The following is an 18,696-nucleotide window of genomic DNA, read 5'->3' as shown; positions in this document are numbered from 1 at the left end:
AAACGTTTCTTCCGAGAGGAAGAAGCACGAGATACGTCTCAAGCGTATCCGGCAATTGTCGTGACGTCATCGCGGATCAGACCCTTTCGGGTTATATGGTCAAGCGATGAAGCGCATACGGTGGATGCCTAGGCAGTCAGAGGCGATGAAAGACGTGGAAGCCTGCGATAAGGTTCGGCGAGGTGGCAAACAACCTGCGACCCGGACATTTCTGAATGGGGAAACCCACCCAAGGTAACTTGGGTATCCCACACTGAATACATAGGTGTTGGGAGGCGAACCAGGGGAACTGAAACATCTAAGTACCCTGAGGAAAAGAAATCAACCGAGATTCCCCTAGTAGCGGCGAGCGAACGGGGACCAGCCCTTAAGCACCATGACTGATAGACGAAGTGGTTGGGAAACCACGCGATACAGGGTGATAGCCCCGTAGTCGAAATCTGATTGGTGTGAAATCGAGTAGGTCGGGGCACGAGAAACCTTGACTGAAGACGGGGGGACCATCCTCCAAGGCTAAATACTCCTGACTGACCGATAGTGAACCAGTACCGTGAGGGAAAGGCGAAAAGAACCCCGGAGAGGGGAGTGAAATAGATCCTGAAACCGTATGCGTACAAGCAGTGGGAGCAGACTCGTTCTGTGACCGCGTACCTTTTGTATAATGGGTCAGCGACTTATTTTCAGTGGCGAGCTTAACCGTATAGGGGAGGCGTAGGGAAACCGAGTCTTAACTGGGCGACCAGTCGCTGGAAATAGACCCGAAACCGGGCGATCTATCCATGGGCAGGTTGAAGATTGAGTAACATCAATTGGAGGACCGAACTCAAGTATGTTGAAAAATGCTGAGATGACCTGTGGATCGGAGTGAAAGGCTAATCAAGCCCGGAGATAGCTGGTTCTCCTCGAAAGCTATTTAGGTAGCGCCTCACGTATCACCGCCGGGGGTAGAGCACTGTTTCGGCTAGGGGGTCATCCCGACTTACCAACCCGAGGCAAACTCCGAATACCGGTGAGTGCAGCGTGGGAGACACACAGCGGGTGCTAACGTCCGTTGTGAAAAGGGAAACAACCCAGACCGTCAGCTAAGGTCCCCAAATCCTGGTTAAGTGGGAAACGATGTGGGAAGGCTCAGACAGCTAGGAGGTTGGCTTAGAAGCAGCCATCCTTTAAAGAAAGCGTAATAGCTCACTAGTCGAGTCGGCCTGCGCGGAAGATGTAACGGGGCTAAACCAGGTACCGAAGCTACGGGTTCGCCGAATGGCGAGCGGTAGAGGAGCGTCGTGTAAGCCAATGAAGGTGTGTTGAGAAGCATGCTGGAGGTATCACGAGTGCGAATGCTGACATGAGTAACGACAAGGGGAGTGAAAAACTCCCCCGCCGGAAGACCAAGGGTTTCTGTTCGACGCTAATCGGAGCAGAGTGAGTCGGCCCCTAAGGCGAGGCCGAAAGGCGTAGTCGATGGGAAACGGGTCAATATTCCCGTACTTCACAGTATTGCGATGGGGGGACGAAGAAGGCTAGGTGAGCCAGGCGTTGGTTGTCCTGGTGAAAGTCAGTAGGCTGGGGGATCAGGTAAATCCGGTACCCTAAGGCCGAGAGACGAGACGAACAGACTACGGTCTGGAAGTCATCGATGCCACGCTTCCAGGAAAAGCCTCTAAGCTTCAGATACTGTGGAACCGTACCCCAAACCGACACAGGTGGTCAGGTAGAGAATACCAAGGCGCTTGAGAGAACTCGGGTGAAGGAACTAGGCAAAATGGTGCCGTAACTTCGGGAGAAGGCACGCCGCATTAACGTGATGGGACTTGCTCCCTAAGCGTGAAGCGGTCGAAGATACCAGGTGGCTGCAACTGTTTATTAAAAACACAGCACTCTGCCAACGCGTAAGCGGACGTATAGGGTGTGACGCCTGCCCGGTGCCGGAAGGTTAATTGATGGTGTTAGCTTCGGCGAAGCTCCTGATCGAAGCCCCGGTAAACGGCGGCCGTAACTATAACGGTCCTAAGGTAGCGAAATTCCTTGTCGGGTAAGTTCCGACCTGCACGAATGGCGTAATGATGGCCACGCTGTCTCCACCCGAGACTCAGTGAAATTGAAATCGCAGTGAAGATGCTGTGTACCCGCGGCTAGACGGAAAGACCCCGTGAACCTTTACTATAGCTTCACACTGGACGCTGATGTTGCTTGTGTAGGATAGCTGGGAGGCTTGGAAACTGTGGCGCTAGCTGCAGTGGAGCCAACCTTGAAATACCAGCCTGGCATCATTGGCGTTCTAACTCCGGTCCGTTATCCGGATCGAGGACAGTGTGTGGTGGGTAGTTTGACTGGGGCGGTCTCCTCCCAAAGAGTAACGGAGGAGCACGAAGGTACCCTCAGCACGGTTGGAAATCGTGCAGTGAGTGCAAGAGCATAAGGGTGCTTAACTGCGAGACAGACACGTCGAGCAGGTACGAAAGTAGGTTCTAGTGATCCGGTGGTTCTGTATGGAAGGGCCATCGCTCAACGGATAAAAGGTACTCCGGGGATAACAGGCTGATACCGCCCAAGAGTTCACATCGACGGCGGTGTTTGGCACCTCGATGTCGGCTCATCACATCCTGGGGCTGAAGTCGGTCCCAAGGGTATGGCTGTTCGCCATTTAAAGTGGTACGCGAGCTGGGTTTAGAACGTCGTGAGACAGTTCGGTCCCTATCTGCCGTGGGCGTTGGAAGTTTGAGAAGTGCTGCTCCTAGTACGAGAGGACCGGAGTGGACGCACCTCTGGTGTTCCGGTTGTCACGCCAGTGGCATTGCCGGGTAGCTAAGTGCGGACGGGATAACCGCTGAAAGCATCTAAGCGGGAAGCCCCCTTCAAGATGAGACTTCCCCGAGGCGTAAGCCTCCTGAAGGGCCCAGCAAGACGAGCTGGTTGATAGGCACGGTGTGGAAGCGCTGCAAGGCGTTGAGCTAACGTGTACTAATGGCCCGTGAGGCTTGACCATATAACCCCAAGGGGTCTGCGCATGACGCGCACAATTGACGGATACGCGAGACGCATCTCGTCAGCATGATTTCATATTGCGATGAGCCGCCACGGCGACTCATCAACCCGTTTCGCCTGACGACCATAGCGAGCGTGAACCACCCGATCCCATGCCGAACTCGGAAGTGAAACCGCTTAGCGCCGATGGTAGTGTGGAGCTTCTCCATGCGAGAGTAGGTCATCGTCAGGCACTTATTCAGAGAAAACCCCGGTCTCCCAGAGGCCGGGGTTTTTTCATGTCGGCAGAAAAGTGGCGTCGATTTTGGGTATAATAAGACTAAAGTCGAATTATTCTTGGCCTGCCTATGGCTCACGCCTATTTGGCTCAAGCCCCTGTCTGGCCCTATCTGGAGAGTACCGTGACGCTGACGACGCCTGCCTTGTTGTTTCCGGCGATTTCCCTGCTGCTGCTCGCCTATACCAACCGCTTCCTGAGCCTGGCTCAGCTGATTCGCAAGCTGGCAGAGCAGGAACGAGATTCGCACCATGATATGACCGCGCGCCAGATCTTGTTGCTGCGCAAGCGCATCACCCTGACCAAGCGCATGCAGATGGCCGGCGTGTTCAGCTTCCTGCTGTGTACGCTGTCGATGTTTGCGCTCTTCATGTCCCTCGAGCTGTTCGGCATGGTGTTGTTCGGCATCAGCCTGATCAGTCTGTCGGTGTCGCTGGTCTTCTCGCTGTGGGAAGTGATGATCTCGACCAATGCCCTCAACGTGCAGTTGCAGGACATCGAGGCCCTCGAGCGCAGCAAGTCGCTGCTGCGCGGCAAGGGATAGGGGCGGCCTCAACGCCGGGTAGCCAAGGCATGGGTTGTTGTTAGAGTGATGTGATCGGCTTGTGAGCGCATCAGTCGACGGCTAGACTAGCGCCCCTTCACAGGAGGTCACATGATTCCCCAGCAGTTGCTGCTCTATTGCCGTCCGGGCTTCGAGAACGATCTCAGCGCCGAAGTTGCCGACAAGGCCGCTCACCTAGGGTGGTCGGGTTACCCTCAGGCAACCCCCAACGCCGGGTTCGTGCGTTTCATACTTACTGGTGGCGAGCCGGTCAATGCCCTGCACCGAGATCTGCCGCTGGCCTCCCTGGTGTTTGCCCGCCAGAGCCTGGTGGCTCTGCCGCCTCTTGATGGCCTGTCCCGGGATGATCGCCTGACGCCCATCATCGAGCAGGTGGTGGCCAGCGGCTGGAGCTTCGAGAGCCTGTGGCAGGAGACCCCGGACACCAATGATGGCAAGGCCTTGAGCGCCTTGATCAAGGCGCTCTCGCGTCCTCTAGAATCCATCCTGAAGAAGCGTGGGGCCTTGCGGCGAAAGGCCGGCGGCCGGCGTCTGCATCTGTACTGGACCGCAGGGGATTGCGTGCAGCTGGGCATGAGTTTCCCAGGGAATCGCAGCGAGCGGCTGGGGGGTATCCTGCGCTTGCGCTCGCCCAAGGATGCACCCAGCCGCTCGACCCTCAAGCTCGAGGAGGCCTGGCATGTTTTCGTGCCGCGAGACGAGTGGCAGGAGCGCCTGGGGGAGGGCATGCAGGCCGCCGATCTCGGGGCCGCACCGGGTGGCTGGACCTGGCAGCTGGTGCACCAGGGGATGTACGTCTATGCCATCGATAACGGCCCCATGGACAAGGGCCTGATGGCGACGGGCCAGGTCGATCATCTGAGAGAGGATGGTTTTACCTGGGAGCCGCCCAATCGCCTCGACTGGCTGGTCTGCGACATCGTCGACAAGCCGATCCGTGTGGTGGAAATGGTCGAGCGCTGGCTGGTCAAGCGCTGGTGTCGCGAGGCGGTCTTCAATCTCAAACTGCCGATGAAGCAGCGCTGGGCGGAGGTGTCGCGGTGTCTGTCGCGACTGGACGAGAAGCTCAAGCACGCCGGCGTCGCGGCCGAGATTCGCTGCCACCACCTGTATCATGATCGGGAAGAAGTCACGGTCCATGTGCGCCTGAAGCACTAGTCGGGGCAATGGAGCCAGGCTTCCGTCACCCTGTCCACCAGGCCGAAGGGCGCTCAGGCGTGGCGGCTGTCAGCAGTGTTCGTAGAGGTTGATTTCCTCGTCCTCGACGAGGAGAGGCATGACATGTTGCATGACGCGCTCGCGTTCCGGCCCCTGATACCAGGCCTTCCAGGCGGCAAGATCGCGCCACTGGGTAATGAGCAGGCGTCGATCCGCGTGGTTGCGCTCGCACAGACTTTCACCGGCAATGAATCCGCTGGCGTTGATCGAGGCTCGCATGGCGCTCCGCGCCGCCTGGTCGTATTCTTGCTCGAGCCCGGGCATGATGCGTCGCCTGATGAGTACTTTAATCATGGTGCTGCTCCATCTCCCACAACCATCTCCTAGAACGTAGTCTTTCACTAGCAAACCGATCGAGAAGCCGATGGCCGATTACCCTGACGACCTGCCAGACCACGATGCCGAGTTGGACACGAGTGGCCTTTACTGTCCCGAGCCGATCATGTTGATGCACAACAAGGTGCGTGACATGACGCGGGGCGAGATTCTCAAGGTAATCGCCACCGATCCGGCGACGACCCGTGACATCCCGAAGTTCTGCAGTTTCCTCGGTCACGAGCTTGTGCATCAGCGCGAGGACGAAGAGACCTATCTGTACCTGATTCGTCTCGGCTGACCGCGACGCGTCCCCTGGCCCTGGTGGTCAATGATTGACCATCAGGGCCAGGGCCTCCAGAGTCGCCGGATCCTCTTGCTTGATACGATTGGCGATCACCCGTTGGAAGAAGTACACCACCTGATGGCGGCTATGCCCGGCATACAGGCAGGCATCCCCGGGAACTACCGGAGTCGATTCCACGCGGTGCTCATCGACCAGCAGCGCTTCGATGTCGCCATTGCTGTAGAGACGCCAACCGAAGACCTGCTTGAGCTGCCAGGGCTCATCCTCACCGTCCATGCACAGGGCATGGGTGCCCTGAGTATCCGGCAATTGCTGAATCAGGGTGGGCTCCGAGGTTTCCTCGTAATCGAAATAGGCGGCCGCATGTTCCAGTTCGAAGACCTTGTGGTCAGGAGCGCCTTGGAAGACCTCTTCGGTCTCCGGGTCCCGGTAGCCTATGAAGTGACCATATTCCGGGTCATCCAGGTGATGACACGGTGTCAGGGCCTCCATCCAGGGTACCAGGCCGACGACTTGCCCGTCCTCGCGCATGCCCCAGGCGAGCAAGGGCATGCTGTACAGGGTCTCCGGGTCGGAGGCCAAGTGGTAGAGCATTTCCAGCCCATCCAGTTCAGGGGCTAACCGGACTAGCCGTTTCTTGGCGCGTTGCCGCTTTCGCATGGCATCTAGGTCGATGACCTGAGCGGGGCGGGACATCGGAATTCCCATCGCAACCCTCCTTAAGCGCGTCATCACGGCATTTGACTGGCCTCGCTTCACTATTAGCACAGACGGTGCGTGGAAGTTAAGTCTTCCTCATGTCTCCTCGTCGTTGTTGCAGTGCCGCATCAGCTGAGCCCAGTGCTGGCGGTGGGTGTGACGAGCGTCCAGAAAGCGCTGCCAGGGAGCCCGCGGGTGGTCCAGTGACAGCCAGTCTCGGCGATAGGCTTCGATGGCCTCGCGCGAGACGCGCTGAGCATCGAGCAAGGCGTCAACGGCGCTAAGCCAAGCGTCGGCCACGCGAGTGAGATTCTTGAGATAGGGACGGAGTTCGTCGTCGGTGTAGCGGCTTAGCTCCATCGCCTGGGCGTCGTCCGTCATCGGGCAGGAAGCCTCGGCCATCGCCCGGCTCATCATCCGATTGGTCTCCCGAAGTCGCAGGTCCACCAGCTGAAGGCTGCGCACCACCTGGGCACTGAACGGTGCCTCCCGCAGGGCCTTGAGGTTGTGCTCAAGGGTGGCGGAATCCGGTTGCCAGTCAGGATCGAGCTGGTGTGCGGTCATGGTGCGCAGGTACGCAAGCGCTGCCAATGCTTCTTCGGGACGACCAAGCGCATCGGGCGCCAGGGGGCCACTGGCGCGGGAGAAGGTGCCGGTCCATTCCTCCGAGGCGAACAGGGCGTTCCAGCTGGCCATCGGCATCTGCTCGGTCTTGATGCGGGTCAGGCGCTCCAGGCGTTGGCGATCGTCCTCGTCGAGCCGCTCGGCCACCTCTGACTGGTGGCAGGCATGCAGGCGACGCCAGAGCCTGAGTTCATAGAGCCAGCGCTGGCTGGGAGCCGCCACTCGCCCGAGCTGGTTATTGCGATTGGCGACCAGCGCGGCGATCTGGCACTCGCGCAGCGCATAGATATCGAGTATGCCCTCGCGGGTCTCGGGGATGTCGAAGAGCCGGGCATCCTCATCGGGAAAGGCGGCAATATTGGCGGGGGAGGTCGGAGAAGGGGGGGTGACATCGAGTGCGGCGGCGAGTCGCTGCTGATAGCCCTGCAGCAGCGCCTCGGCCTCGGCGCCTCGTTCGCAGCCGGCAAGCGACAGGGCTACCCCGACGATCAGGCCTAGCCGAAGCACTTCCCCCACCCTTTGCCATGCCCCTGGTCCGACCCGACGATGGTCAGCCGGCCTGAATCTTACGTTCTCCATTGCTCACCGCCTTGCTGATGGTCTGGAGCCGCATGCCCAGCAGCGCCGCCGCGACCGTCAGGCCCGCGACCAGGCCAATCCAGTAGCCATGGACGCCGAGTGGCCCTGGCAGGCCTGGCAGGGCACCGATGCCCAGCACATGACCACCGCCGAGCCCAACGAGCCAGTAGGCGACCAGGGTGATGATCATGATGATGCGGGTGTCCTTGTAGCCGCGCAGGGCGCCGGCCATGTTCACCTGCAGGGAATCAGACACCTGATAGATCATCGCCAGCCCGATCAGTGACAGGGCGACGCGCTGCACCTCGGTGTTGTGAGTGTACAGGGCCAGCACGGGTTCCGCGGCGAGCCACAGGATCAGGTCATTGAACAGGGCGATCACAAGGCTCAGGGCGATGCCGTGCCAGGCAACGAATCGGGCGGTGGCCAGGTGGCCGGCCCCCAGGGTGTTGCCGACCCGCACCGTCAGGGCCATGCCCAGCGACAAGGGCAGCATGAACAGCAGCGAGGTGACGTTGAGGGCCACCTGGTGAGCCGAGACGACGACCTCGCCGAGACTGGCGATGAACAGCGCGATCAGGGTGAAGAGGGTCACCTCGACGAAGATCGACACCCCGATCGGCACGCCGACGAACAGCAGTTCACGGATCTGCGCGAGGTGTGGCCGTGCCAGTGACTGCCATAGCGCGACCGACCCATAGGCACGGCTCTGGCGGGTGTAGAGCAGCATGGCCAGAGCCATCGCCCACATCGAGATCGCCGTGGCGATGCCGCAGCCCAGCGCGCCCAGCGCTGGCAGGGCCTTGAGTGTCGCCGGTAGGTGCTCGCCGAACAGTTCGACGAGGCCGGGGCCGCCATGGATCAGCAGGTAGTTGAAGGGAATGTTCACGGCGAGCCCCAGGAGGCTGATCCAGAGGGCGGGGCGGGTGTGGTTCATGCCATCGGAGAAGGCCCGCAGCGCCATGAATAGCGCCGAACCGGGTAGCCCGAAGGCCACGGCGGCGAGGTAGGCTGCCGAGCGCTCGGCGACGGCTGGGGGCACGCTCATCCAGGTGAAGATCGGCATCACCGCCTGATGCAGCAACACGGCGGCGATCAGTCCCATCGCGAGAGCGACCCACAGCGCCTGATGGACTCGGGAGCGAACCGTTTCGGTGCGTTCGGCGCCGAGCAGCTGAGCGACGATCGGTGTCAGCCCCATAAGGGTGCCGGCCATGAACAGCATCAGCGGCAGCCACAGGCTCGAGCCCACCGAGACCGCGGCCAGGTCGGTGGCACTGAGCCGGCCGGTCATGATCACATCGACGGTGCTCATGCCGGCCTGGGCGAGCTGGGCACCACAGATCGGCAAGGCCAGGCCCATCAGCAGGCGGGTCTGCGTATACCAGCGGGATAGCGGGGTCGGGGAAGACGACAACAACGAACACTCCTTTCGAATACGGCGAGCCTCACCCTTCCTGGGGCGGCCGAGCGGGGAGCCGTAGTCTAGCAATCGGGGATGGTTTTCGCTTGGCCGCGAGGCCCTTATACTGCGCCCCGATGTTTCGCCACCCGGAGATGCTGTGACCCATCGCCTCGAGGACGTCATCGCCCTGTTCGATGGCCTCTTTTACTCCAGCTATCAGACGCGTCTGGTACGCGGCGGGGACGAGCCGCTCTACCTGCCCGCGGATGCCGACTGCTCCTACCATCGGGTGATCTTCGCCCGGGGCTTCTTCGCAAGTGTCCTGCACGAGGTCAGCCACTGGTGCATCGCCGGCGCCCGGCGCCGACTGCTTGAGGATTACGGCTACTGGTACCTGCCCGACGGCCGCGATGCCGAGCAGCAGAAATCCTTCGAGGCGGTAGAGGTGGCGCCCCAGGCACTGGAGCTCTTGTTCACGCGGGCCTGTGGGCTGCCCTTCAACGTAAGCGTCGATAACCTGGGGGAGGTGGAGGTCGACCGGGAGGGGTTCCGGGCCCGGGTCGAGGCGCGGGCGGCCCGGGTCGAGGCCGAGGGTCTGCCGGCCCGCGCCGCGGCCTTTCGCGATGCCCTGGCGGCCTTCTACCTGGAGGAAAAGCCGCTGGCGGAGGCGAGCGCCCGGGGCCGGCGCCGGCTCGAGGCGGTATGCGTTCCCACCCCGGCCTGAACGTCGGCCTCGGCCCATGATTCGGCTGAGCCGCTCTTCTGACCGGGTCTCCTACCCTTTACTCTGGCCTCTTGCGCTTTTGGTTCAGGGGCGCTGGCTTAATCTTCCAGGTCGATGTCGTGACTGCCGTCATGGCCGAATTCGGTGTCCTCACCCAGCATCAGCCGACGATGCAGCATCAGCATGACTTCGACTTCCTGTTCCGGTCGCATCGGTTCCAGGCCCTGTTCGGCGAACAGCATGCCGCGCTCCCGTGACCATTCCCCGGGGGGGAGGTCCGGATAAAGCGCCTCGGCGGGGGCCATCTCGACGAAGGGGTCGAGACCGAAGGTCTCGAACAGCCGCGACAGGGCCGCCTCGTCGTCGCTCACGCCCGCGGTATAGAGTGTGGCGTTGAAGTGATCGGTCTCGAGCTCGCGGATCACGTCAAGCGCGCTGACTCCCAGGCTCTCAAGCTCTTCCTGGCTGTAGTCGCCCAGCGCGACCAGGTCATCCTCGAGCCAGTCGCAGTCGGGCTGGATCAGGGTGTGCTTGATGCGCCCGTCGTTCAGCGACCAGGCGATCGCCAGCGGCAGGCCGCCTTCTTCACCGGTCTCGACGGCAATGAAGCCGGGAACATCGGCCATGTCAGGAATCCTTGTCAGCAGGTAGTCGGAAGAAGGTGCGGGCCGTGGCGGTGGTCGCCTCGGCCAGCGTCTGTTCGTCGAGGCCGCGCCAGTGGGCGATCTCGCGGACGATCCACGGCAGCAACGCCGGCTCGTGGCGACGTCCCTTGAGCTTGGCCGGCAGGTTGCGCGGCAAGAGGTAGGGGCAGTCGGTCTCGACCATCAGCCGGTCGAGGGGGATCTCGCGCACCAGATCGCGCAGGTGATGGCCACGGCGCTCGTCGCACAGCCAGCCGGTCAGGCCGATGTGCAGATCCAGGTCGCGATAGCCGTAGAGCGTTTCGCGCTCACCGGTGAAGCAGTGCACCACCGCCTGGCTTAAGTCGTCGCGCCAGGCATGCAGCATCTCCAGCATGCGCCGTCCCGCATCGCGCTCGTGCAGAAACAGCGGCAGGCCGGACTCGGCGGCCAGCCCCAGCTGTGCCTCGAAGGCGCGCTCCTGGTCGGCCGGCGTGGAGAAGTTGCGGTTGAAGTCGAGTCCGCATTCACCGACGGCGACCACCTCGGGCTCCCGGTGCAGCGCGGCCATGGCACGGGCAAGTTCGGGGCTCCAGCCGCTGGCGTCGTGAGGATGCACGCCGGCGGTGGCATAGAGTCCCGGATACTGACGGGCGAGCTCAACCGCCTGTTCGGCATGCTCGCGGTCGGTACCGGTGAGGATCAGGGTATCGACATGGGCGGCTCGCGCGCGCTGGATCACCGCCTCGAGGTCGCCAGCGAAGCTCTCGTGGGTGAGGTTGGCGCCGATGTCCACCAGCGGGGCCGGGGAGCGAAAGCGCAGCGCCTCGGGCAGTACATCGTCGAAGGTGGCGGTCGGTTCGGCCAAGGGGCGTTTCCTCTCGAAAAATGGCCACGCATTGTACCCGCCCGCTGCCGGCGTGGTCACGCGTGTCCGCCGTCGTCGCCCGGGCACCACAAGGGCCGACGGCGGGGCGCCGGCCGCGGTACACTAGGGCCACTGGCGCGTGCCCAGGCGGCACGCCGAATGATGAACACCAAGAGGTAAACGCGTGACCCTGCTACGTCTGGAACAGCTGCAACTGGCCTATGGCCCTCAGGTCCTGCTCAATGGTGCCGATCTGGTGCTGGAGCGCGGCGAGCGCCTGGCGCTGGTGGGCCGCAACGGTACCGGCAAGTCGACTCTGCTCAAGCTGGTGTCGGGAGAAATTCAGGCCGATGGCGGCAGCCTGTGGCGAGCGCCGGGGCTGAAGATCGGCGTGCTCGAGCAGGACCTGCCGGCGGCCTCCGGCGAGACCATCTTCGATGTGGTCGCTCAGGGCCTGCCCGAGGCCGGTTCACTGCTCGCCGAGTATCATCACCTGATCCAGGACCCGGATCCCGACATGGCGCGCATGGAGCGGCTGCAGACGCAACTCGAGGCAATCGACGGCTGGTCCTTCCATCAGCGCATCGATACCGTGCTGACGCGCCTTGGCCTGCCCGCCGATGACCCCATGGAGGCGCTCTCCGGTGGCTGGCGACGGCGAGTCGCCCTGGCCCGGGCACTGGTCGCCGAGCCTGATCTGCTGCTGCTCGACGAGCCCACCAACCACCTGGATCTGGACACCATCGCCTGGCTCGAGGATCAGCTCGCCGCCTTCGGTGGCGCCGTGCTGTTCATCACCCACGACCGTGCCTTCCTGTCACGGCTGGCCACCAACATTCTCGAGCTGGATCGCGGCCGCCTGGGACGCTATCCGGGTGACTATGCCAAGTACCAGGAGCAGAAGACTCACGAGCTTGAAGTCGAGGCCCGCGAGAACGCCGAATTCGACAAGAAGCTCGCCCAGGAGGAGACCTGGATCCGGCAGGGCATCAAGGCTCGTCGGACCCGCAACGAAGGGCGGGTGCGGGCGCTCGAGCAGATGCGTCGCGAGCGCGGCCAGCGCCGCGAGCGTCAGGGCAAGGCCAACCTGTCGGTGGATAGCGGCGAGCGCAGCGGCAAGCAGGTGGTGGAGCTCAAGGGCGTCAGCCAGTCCTTCGGCAGTGACTATGTGGTTCGCGACCTGAGCCTCGAGATCCAGCGCGGCGACCGGATCGGCCTGATCGGCCGCAACGGCGCCGGCAAGACCACTCTGCTGAAGATCCTGCTCGGAGAGCTCGAGCCCAAGGAAGGCAAGGTCAAGCTGGGCACCAAGATGCAGGTGGCCTACTTCGACCAGCTGCGTGCCGGGCTCGAGCCCGAGAAGACCGTCTACGACAATGTGGCCCAGGGCAGCGACCGGGTCACTGTGGGCGGCAAGGATCGCCATGTGATCAGCTACCTGCAGGACTTCCTGTTCACCCCGGAGCGTGCCCGCCAGCCGGTCAAGGCGCTCTCCGGCGGCGAGTCGAATCGCCTCCTGCTGGCCAAGCTGTTCACCCAGCCCGCCAACGTGCTGGTGCTCGATGAGCCGACCAACGACCTGGATGTCGAGACCCTGGAGCTGCTCGAGGAGCTGTTGCTCGACTTCGATGGCACCCTGCTGCTGGTCTCCCACGACCGAGCCTTCATGGACAACGTGGTGACCGGGGTGCTGGCCTTCGAGGGTGACGGCATCGTGCGCGAGTATGTCGGTGGCTACAGTGACTGGGTTCGCCAGGGGGGCAAGCTGCCACCGGCGCCCTGGGACTTCGATGCGGCCAAGGCTGCGGGGCAGGCCAAGGCCGAATCACCCAGCGAAGCCAAGGCCGCCCGTGGCGAGCCGGCGCCGAGCGCGGATATTGCCAAGGCCGAGCCGGCGGAGAAGAAGCGCGTCAAGCTCTCCTATAAGTTGCAGCGGGAGCTGGATCAACTGCCGGCACTGATCGAGCGCTTAGAGAGTGAGGTCGCGGACTTCGAGGCCAAGACCGGGGATCCGAGCTTCTATCAGCAGGAGGCTGCCACGGTCACCGCTACCCTGGAGGCGCTCTCCGACAAGCAGGGCGAGCTCGATGAGGCCATGGAGCGCTGGATGGAGCTCGAGGCGATGGCCGCCGGCGAGGCCTGATTGCGTGTCCTGACCAAGCAGCGGCGGCGCCCTGGAGGCGCCGCCGCTTCGGTGTTAGAGAAGCGATGTCGTTGGGCGAACGAGGCCGCGCGAGGCTGATCTATTCCTTGCTGTCGTCCTCGCCAACGCGCACGGCCAGCACGTCGCACTTGGCACCGTGCAGCACGCCTGTGGAGGTGGAGCCGAGCAGCAGCGCGAAGCCATGCCGACCGTGAGAGCCGACCACGATCAGGTCGACGTCATGCTCCTCGGCGAAGCGATGAATCTCGGTGTCGGGCATGCCCACCACCACATGCTGGTCTTCCTTGGCGACCTGGTGCGGGTCGGCGATTTCGGCCAGCCTCTGCTTGGCGTGGTCGTCCAGCTGATCCTGGATGCTGGTCAGGTCCATCGGGATATCACCGCCATAGGCGAAGCCCAGCGGCTCCAGGGTATGCATGATGGAAAGCTTGGCCTTGTTGCGATCGGCAATGGGCAGCGCGCGCTCCAGCACCTTGTGAGAATCCTTGGTCAGATCGACGGCGACCAGGATATGGCGATACTCGTTGCTCATAGGAGTTCCCCGCTGGAAAGTAAATGGGCCTGACTAGACTCTAGGCGTGACATCGGCTCGCTACAACGATGTAGATCAATCTTTTAGAATATTTTAGTTAACTCTTATATTTTGCCCGAGAGGTGGCTTGCTGGCGCATGGCGTCATCATGCCGATCCGTGCTTGGCCGACTTGGCAGGTCGAGGTGTATATGGTTTGGTTGATCATTGTGCTGGTGATAGGACTGATGTTGTCGCCCATGCTGTGGCTGCGCCCCAATCCCAGGCAGCGTAGGGTCGGGCGGTTGCGAACGGCGGCGATGGAAGCCGGCATCGAGGTCAAGCTCGAGGAGCCACCCTTGCATGATGCCGGCAAGATGGCCAGTTACCGCTGGTCCTATCCGAGTGAGTACCCGGGACCACGTTTCGTGCTGGTGCGAGAGGGGGCGGCAGGTCAGTCGCTGAAGTCGTTCGGCGACGGGTGGCGCTGGCGGATCGAGCCGCTGCGGGCCTTGCCGGAGGCGCTGCTGACGCGCCTGGAAGGAGTGCTTCAGGCGTTGCCGCCTGATGCCATGGTGGTGGAGTCCAGCCGTGGGGCACTGACGCTGTGGTGGGGGGAATCACTGGATTGCGACGCCTTCGAAGCACCTCGTCAGCGGCTCACGGAGCTTCAGGATCAGCTTGCGGGGCGACCGGATCAACCGGCGCCCCGCAAGCTGGGGTTTCGAGAAATGCGCGATGAAACGCGTCGCTGATGCCTGCCGTCACATTGTCGACCGGACTTAGGCCTTCACATCGTCCCGGGCCTGTATCTTCAGGCCGTTATCCTCGATGCGAGAGAGCAGAGCATCGAGGCGTTCGATGTCCTCATGGCTGAGCCCGTCGAGCATCTCCTCCCGTGCCTTCTCGACCACGCTATCGATCTGCTCGAGTAGCGGTGAGGCTTCCTTGGTCAGGAAGATGCGTTTGGCACGACGGTCATGGTCGCAGGGGCAGCGCTCGATCAGGCCTTGCTGGGCCAGCTGATCCAGGGTGCGCACCAGGGACGGAGCCTCGACACCGATGGCTCGGGCCAAGTCACACTGGGGCTGACCATCGCCGAGCCGCCAGAGATGATAGAGCGTGACCCAACGGGTCTGGGTCAGGCCCAGCGGGGCCAGGCGCTGATCGAGGATGGCTCGCCAGAGCCTTGGCAGGCGGGCCAGCTTGAAGCCGATATTCTTTTGCATGGTTGCCCTCAGTTCGCCAGCTAATAGTTGCATTGTCCGAACTCACATCGGGCAATGCAACCCCGGATTGAGTGAGGACTGAATCACCGCCGCAAACGGCGGTGATTACTGCTCGTCTCTTTCCCTGGCGGGAATCAGCTGGCGCCAGTCGAGTCCCGGTAGGCCTCGCGGCGTCTGAATATCGCCATCCACCACTTGCGCCTCCTCCATCGTCTCGCTAACGGTGAAGCGCACCACGCCGATACGCTGTCCCGAGGGCGTCATCACATCCACCCGCCAGTCGCCGGCGGGCTCTGCCGGGAAGCGCTGCTTGTGCGTCCAGGCTCGGTAGCCCTTTGCGCGCCCTCCCCGGATCTGCAGCGGAATACGATCGATCAGCACACCGTTATGGCGCCACTCGTGGTAGACCGTCTCGCTCAGGCCGCGGGGCGCGCGAATCGCGGTGTAGACATAGAGGCCGCGGGAGGTCACCGCCTCGCGGGTCAAAGGCATCTCGCCGCTGGGGTTGCGGGCCGAGACCTCGAGTGCCGGTGACAGGGCATAGCCCGTGAGCCAGAGGTTGGCGGGCGGGACCCAGCCACGGCCGGCCCAGCCGGCGCCGGCCAGCAGCAGCGCCAGTCCGATCAGCGCCAGCCAGCTGGCGGCCCGCTTGGGGCGCAGCAGGTTCACCAGGCTCGGCACCGCGAATACCACCATCACGGCCAGGGCGATCGCCAGGCTCTCTCCGGTGGTCAGGTGCAGCATGATCGGCAGTGTCACCAGCACCACCACGAACACGCACAGGGCGTGGAAGGCGAAATATACCCAGCGATGGCGCTCGGCCAGACGGAAATACAGCGGATCGAGGACCGAGAGCAGGGCCAGCCCCATGAAGACCACCGTGAAGACCGCCTGGCCGCTAGACCACACCGTGGTGGCCAGCAGGAACGGCAGGCTGAAGAACAGGGTCTCCTGGTGGATCATCTGGGCAATGAAGGTGGTCACGCCCCGTGACAGGTGCGGGTAGCCGCGGCTGGCCAGCCGTCGTTGAATCAGGCTTTCCGAGAGTAGCAGTAACCAGGCGAGCAGCATCGCCAGCGCCAGTGCGCCCCCTAGCCACTGCTGGCGGTCGACCAGGAAGAAGCTCGCCACCCCGGCGCTGAAGGCCACGGGAGGCCACAGCCAGGCATAGGGCCTCAGGCGCTGACTGAGGCCTGCAATGCGTGCCTGAATGTTCACCAGGCGCGAACTGGCAGGCCCCTGCGCGGCGAGGGCCTGAGCATCAGTGGACGGCTCGTGGGTGGACGGCTCTGAAGCGAGCGGCTCGGCAGAGGGCTCAGTAGAAGGACTATCCATGGAAGGCCGGTCGGGGCTCATAAGAGGATCGATTCAAGGGACAAGGAGGCATCCTATCAGTCGCGACCGAGCCTCGGGAGTCTCGATCAGGCGACAGGCTCGAGAATGTGGCTTGCCGCCATCAGGGACAGGGGCTCAGGGCAGGGCCCCCATCAGGTTGCGCACCAGACTCACGCTGAGCATCCCCAGCCAGGCGAACAGCAGCGAGCCGCCCAAGTGCAGGCCGATGCCGGTCAGTGCGAGACCTGGGCGACCGGCCTGAAGGTTGGCAAGGATCTCGGCGGTGAAGGACGAAAACGTCGTCAGGGCGCCGAACAGACCGGTGACGAGAAACAGCCGCCACTCCGGCGAAATGTGAGGGTGCTCGCTGAACAGTGCCACGAAGAGGCCAATCAGGTAGCCGCCGAGGGTGTTGGCGACCAGGGTGCCGAGGGGGATGGCCGGGAAATAGTGATTAAGCCACAGTCCCAGCAACCAGCGGGCATTGGCGCCCAATGCCGCACCGCCACTGATGGCGAGAATCGAGAGCCACATGGTGATCCTTGTCTGTCATGAGGGGACGTGAGTGTCGCTAGCGTTACCCGTGCGAGTGAGCGTCCGTTGATCTGATGTTTCGCAGCCCTCTGAATCCGGTGTGTCCAGGCAGTGGCCGCGTGCCTCGAGCTGGATGGTGGCATGACGGATGCCGAAGCGCTCATCCAGCAGCGTCTTGATGGAGATCAGCGCCTCGTGACGATCCATGCCGTCGAGCAGGGTGGCATGCAGCGAGACCATCGGCCAGGCCGGAGTCAGGGACCAAGCATGCACGTGGTGGACCTCCGAGACGGCCGTTACCTGGCGCGGGATATCGCGCTCGATCTGGTCCACGTCGAGGCCGTCCGGCGTCCCCTCCAGCAGGATGTGTGCGGATTCGCGGGTCAATTGCCAGGCGCTTCGCAGGATCAGCAGGGCGATCAGCAGCGACAGCAGGGGGTCGATCGGCATCCAGCCGGTGACGAGAATCACCGCGCCGGCAACGATGGCCGCCACCGAGCCGAGCAGGTCGCCCAGCACGTGCAGTGCCGCCCCGCGGATGTTGAGGTTGTCGCGATCGCCAAGGTGCAGGATGGCGAACACCACCAGATTGACCGCGAGGCCGAGAGCCGCGACCCCCATCATGGTATTGGCCTGGATGTCGACCGGGCTCAGCAGACGACCGATGGCCTCGACACCGATCCAGATGACCAGGCCGATCAGCGCCAGGCCGTTGACGAAGGCCGCGAGGACCTGCACCCGGTGATAGCCGAAGGTGCGTCGTCGATCGGAGGGGCGCTTGCTCAAGCGGGCGGCGAACCAGGCCAGCGCCAGGGCGGCGCTGTCGGTGAGCATGTGGGCGGCGTCGGCCAGTAACGCCAGCGAGCCGGAAAGCACCCCGCCGACCACCTCGGCGATCATGAAGGTTCCGGTGAGTCCCAGTGCCCAGAGGAGCCGGGCTTCGCTGTCGCTGTGATGGTGGTGGCCGTGAGCATGAGCGTGATCGTGTGCCATGACGCGCCTTGTGCAATGTCGCAGATGCCGGCAGGGCGCCGGCACGGTCAGTTTATATCAGGTTATCACGCCTCCCGGGGCTGGCGGGACATCACAGCTCGTGGCCGAGCATGACGCGACAGATATCGGCGAAGCTATGCGGCTCCCTGAGCAACTGGCCAAGCTCGATGCCTAGTGCGCGCCCGGCATCGGAGGCCGAGACCAGGCCGCGCAGGCGAGGTTTTAGCTGCTCGTCCTGATCGACGATCAGCAGGTGCTGGTCGCAGTGGGCCTGCAACGCCTTGACCAGGTCGCCGATGGTCAGATGCGCCAGGCGTGTCAGAGGCAGCGCGTGCAGCATCGAGCAGGACGATTGCACCATGCCGACGGTCACGTCGGTGCGGGCAATCTGGTGTGTCTGCATGGCCTGGGTCGTGCGACGCCCGCCGAGCAGTTCCTTGGCGGTGACGATACCCTGGCAGTGTCCATCGGCATCGGCCACCAGCAGCAGGCGAACGCCACTGGCCTGCATGATGAGGCGGGCCTCTTCGGCGGGGGTCTCGGTTCCGATGGTGCGGGCACGCACCCGGGTGAAGTCGGTGAGCAGGGCGCTGGCCGGGCTATCGACGGTCAGTTGCGACAGCGTCGTGGCAGGATGAGCGATCGGCAGGTCAGCGGCGAGGGATTCGAGCGAGAGGGTAGGATGCGACATATCCGGCATGGTGGTACTCCTTGTGTCGATTCCGGTGCGCGAGTGGCCGAGCAT

General features: G+C 62.9%; 18 protein-coding genes and 2 rRNA genes. 8 read left to right on the top strand and 12 right to left on the bottom strand.

What is annotated here, in order from left to right; all coding sequences use genetic code 11:
• The first annotated feature begins 97 nt into the window (after positions 1-97).
• From IEJ03_RS09740 to rlmM, 4 genes are all read left to right on the top strand, one after another.
• Positions 98-2,983: ribosomal RNA gene (locus tag IEJ03_RS09740) — 23S ribosomal RNA — on the top strand.
• A 115-nt stretch (positions 2,984-3,098) separates the two neighbouring features.
• Positions 3,099-3,214: ribosomal RNA gene (gene rrf / locus IEJ03_RS09735) — 5S ribosomal RNA — on the top strand.
• Between the two features lie 169 nt (positions 3,215-3,383).
• The gene (locus IEJ03_RS09730; RefSeq protein ID WP_192034674.1) at positions 3,384-3,803 is read left to right on the top strand and encodes a DUF2721 domain-containing protein; all 420 of its coding nucleotides are present in this window, start codon (positions 3,384-3,386) and stop codon (positions 3,801-3,803) included.
• Between the two features lie 111 nt (positions 3,804-3,914).
• Positions 3,915-4,982 (top strand): 23S rRNA (cytidine(2498)-2'-O)-methyltransferase RlmM, encoded by a 1,068-nt coding sequence (gene rlmM, locus IEJ03_RS09725; protein ID WP_192034673.1) that lies wholly within the window; start codon positions 3,915-3,917, stop codon positions 4,980-4,982.
• 69 nt (positions 4,983-5,051) lie between these two features.
• Here rlmM and IEJ03_RS09720 read toward each other — a convergent pair whose 3' ends face one another.
• Entirely contained in the window at positions 5,052-5,336 is a 285-nt protein-coding gene (locus IEJ03_RS09720) for an antibiotic biosynthesis monooxygenase family protein (protein ID WP_192034672.1), read from the bottom strand.
• A 70-nt stretch (positions 5,337-5,406) separates the two neighbouring features.
• Between IEJ03_RS09720 and tusA the strand changes: the two genes are divergently transcribed.
• Positions 5,407-5,658, top strand: coding sequence for a sulfurtransferase TusA (gene tusA / locus IEJ03_RS09715; protein ID WP_192034671.1), 252 nt, complete (start codon positions 5,407-5,409; stop codon positions 5,656-5,658).
• 27 nt (positions 5,659-5,685) lie between these two features.
• On the opposite strand, the gene IEJ03_RS09710 is transcribed toward tusA, so the two are convergent.
• From IEJ03_RS09710 to IEJ03_RS09700, 3 genes are all read right to left on the bottom strand, one after another.
• On the bottom strand, positions 5,686-6,372 hold the full coding sequence (locus tag IEJ03_RS09710; protein ID WP_192034670.1) for a hypothetical protein: 687 nt from the start codon (positions 6,370-6,372) through the stop codon (positions 5,686-5,688).
• An 87-nt stretch (positions 6,373-6,459) separates the two neighbouring features.
• Positions 6,460-7,494, bottom strand: coding sequence for a DUF3080 family protein (locus IEJ03_RS09705; RefSeq protein WP_192034669.1), 1,035 nt, complete (start codon positions 7,492-7,494; stop codon positions 6,460-6,462).
• Positions 7,495-7,537: 43 nt separating this feature from the next.
• A complete protein-coding gene (locus tag IEJ03_RS09700; protein WP_192037270.1) occupies positions 7,538-8,929 on the bottom strand; it encodes an MATE family efflux transporter in 1,392 nt (463 codons plus the stop codon).
• A 199-nt stretch (positions 8,930-9,128) separates the two neighbouring features.
• Between IEJ03_RS09700 and IEJ03_RS09695 the strand changes: the two genes are divergently transcribed.
• Positions 9,129-9,695: an elongation factor P hydroxylase gene (locus tag IEJ03_RS09695; protein WP_192034668.1), complete on the top strand. Its 567-nt coding sequence runs from the start codon at positions 9,129-9,131 to the stop codon at positions 9,693-9,695.
• A gap of 98 nt (positions 9,696-9,793) precedes the next feature.
• Here the strand turns inward: IEJ03_RS09695 and IEJ03_RS09690 are convergent, their stop codons facing one another.
• Positions 9,794-10,321 carry a hypothetical protein gene (locus IEJ03_RS09690; protein WP_192034667.1) on the bottom strand — a complete coding sequence of 176 codons (528 nt, stop codon included), beginning with the start codon at positions 10,319-10,321 and terminating at the stop codon, positions 9,794-9,796.
• A 1-nt stretch (position 10,322) separates the two neighbouring features.
• Entirely contained in the window at positions 10,323-11,186 is an 864-nt protein-coding gene (locus IEJ03_RS09685; protein ID WP_192034666.1) for a TatD family hydrolase, read from the bottom strand.
• Positions 11,187-11,370: 184 nt separating this feature from the next.
• Between IEJ03_RS09685 and IEJ03_RS09680 the strand changes: the two genes are divergently transcribed.
• Positions 11,371-13,329 (top strand): ATP-binding cassette domain-containing protein, encoded by a 1,959-nt coding sequence (locus IEJ03_RS09680; RefSeq protein ID WP_192034665.1) that lies wholly within the window; start codon positions 11,371-11,373, stop codon positions 13,327-13,329.
• Positions 13,330-13,429: 100 nt separating this feature from the next.
• On the opposite strand, the gene IEJ03_RS09675 is transcribed toward IEJ03_RS09680, so the two are convergent.
• The gene (locus IEJ03_RS09675; protein WP_192034664.1) at positions 13,430-13,882 is read right to left on the bottom strand and encodes a universal stress protein; all 453 of its coding nucleotides are present in this window, start codon (positions 13,880-13,882) and stop codon (positions 13,430-13,432) included.
• Between the two features lie 190 nt (positions 13,883-14,072).
• Here IEJ03_RS09675 and IEJ03_RS09670 point away from each other — a divergent pair, with 190 nt between their 5' ends.
• Positions 14,073-14,615 (top strand): preprotein translocase subunit YajC, encoded by a 543-nt coding sequence (locus IEJ03_RS09670; protein WP_192034663.1) that lies wholly within the window; start codon positions 14,073-14,075, stop codon positions 14,613-14,615.
• Positions 14,616-14,642: 27 nt separating this feature from the next.
• Here the strand turns inward: IEJ03_RS09670 and slyA are convergent, their stop codons facing one another.
• The 5 genes from slyA to IEJ03_RS09645 all read right to left on the bottom strand — a co-directional run bounded on the left by slyA (position 14,643) and on the right by IEJ03_RS09645 (position 18,651).
• The gene (gene slyA, locus IEJ03_RS09665) at positions 14,643-15,089 is read right to left on the bottom strand and encodes a transcriptional regulator SlyA (RefSeq protein WP_192034662.1); all 447 of its coding nucleotides are present in this window, start codon (positions 15,087-15,089) and stop codon (positions 14,643-14,645) included.
• A gap of 105 nt (positions 15,090-15,194) precedes the next feature.
• Entirely contained in the window at positions 15,195-16,424 is a 1,230-nt protein-coding gene (locus IEJ03_RS09660) for a DUF5924 family protein (RefSeq protein ID WP_192034661.1), read from the bottom strand.
• A gap of 135 nt (positions 16,425-16,559) precedes the next feature.
• Complete coding sequence (crcB, locus tag IEJ03_RS09655) at positions 16,560-16,958, bottom strand: fluoride efflux transporter CrcB (RefSeq protein ID WP_192034660.1); 399 nt, start codon at positions 16,956-16,958, stop codon at positions 16,560-16,562.
• A gap of 15 nt (positions 16,959-16,973) precedes the next feature.
• A complete protein-coding gene (locus IEJ03_RS09650) occupies positions 16,974-17,951 on the bottom strand; it encodes a cation diffusion facilitator family transporter (protein ID WP_192034659.1) in 978 nt (325 codons plus the stop codon).
• Positions 17,952-18,042: 91 nt separating this feature from the next.
• Positions 18,043-18,651: a CBS domain-containing protein gene (locus tag IEJ03_RS09645; RefSeq protein WP_192034658.1), complete on the bottom strand. Its 609-nt coding sequence runs from the start codon at positions 18,649-18,651 to the stop codon at positions 18,043-18,045.
• Positions 18,652-18,696: the final 45 nt, after the last annotated feature.

Source organism: Halomonas sp. YLGW01 (assembly GCF_014840935.1).
Taxonomy (GTDB): domain Bacteria; phylum Pseudomonadota; class Gammaproteobacteria; order Pseudomonadales; family Halomonadaceae; genus Onishia.
The sequence above is the reverse complement of the archived record's forward strand: the minus strand, read 5'-3'. Positions and strand labels throughout refer to the sequence as shown.

Excerpts from the sequence above, each read along its gene's own strand:
- rlmM (WP_192034673.1), top strand. The coding sequence starts at position 3,915 with ATGATTCCCCAGCAGTTGCTGCTCTATTGCCGTCCGGGCTTCGAGAAC.
- IEJ03_RS09720 (WP_192034672.1), bottom strand. The coding sequence starts at position 5,336 with ATGATTAAAGTACTCATCAGGCGACGCATCATGCCCGGGCTCGAGCAA.
- tusA (WP_192034671.1), top strand. The coding sequence starts at position 5,407 with ATGGCCGATTACCCTGACGACCTGCCAGACCACGATGCCGAGTTGGAC.
- IEJ03_RS09710 (WP_192034670.1), bottom strand. The coding sequence starts at position 6,372 with ATGGGAATTCCGATGTCCCGCCCCGCTCAGGTCATCGACCTAGATGCC.
- IEJ03_RS09700 (WP_192037270.1), bottom strand. The coding sequence starts at position 8,929 with ATGGGCCTGGCCTTGCCGATCTGTGGTGCCCAGCTCGCCCAGGCCGGC.
- IEJ03_RS09690 (WP_192034667.1), bottom strand. The coding sequence starts at position 10,321 with ATGGCCGATGTTCCCGGCTTCATTGCCGTCGAGACCGGTGAAGAAGGC.
- IEJ03_RS09675 (WP_192034664.1), bottom strand. The coding sequence starts at position 13,882 with ATGAGCAACGAGTATCGCCATATCCTGGTCGCCGTCGATCTGACCAAG.
- IEJ03_RS09670 (WP_192034663.1), top strand. The coding sequence starts at position 14,073 with ATGGTTTGGTTGATCATTGTGCTGGTGATAGGACTGATGTTGTCGCCC.
- slyA (WP_192034662.1), bottom strand. The coding sequence starts at position 15,089 with ATGCAAAAGAATATCGGCTTCAAGCTGGCCCGCCTGCCAAGGCTCTGG.
- IEJ03_RS09660 (WP_192034661.1), bottom strand. The coding sequence starts at position 16,424 with ATGGATAGTCCTTCTACTGAGCCCTCTGCCGAGCCGCTCGCTTCAGAG.
- crcB (WP_192034660.1), bottom strand. The coding sequence starts at position 16,958 with ATGTGGCTCTCGATTCTCGCCATCAGTGGCGGTGCGGCATTGGGCGCC.
- IEJ03_RS09650 (WP_192034659.1), bottom strand. The coding sequence starts at position 17,951 with ATGGCACACGATCACGCTCATGCTCACGGCCACCACCATCACAGCGAC.
- IEJ03_RS09645 (WP_192034658.1), bottom strand. The coding sequence starts at position 18,651 with ATGCCGGATATGTCGCATCCTACCCTCTCGCTCGAATCCCTCGCCGCT.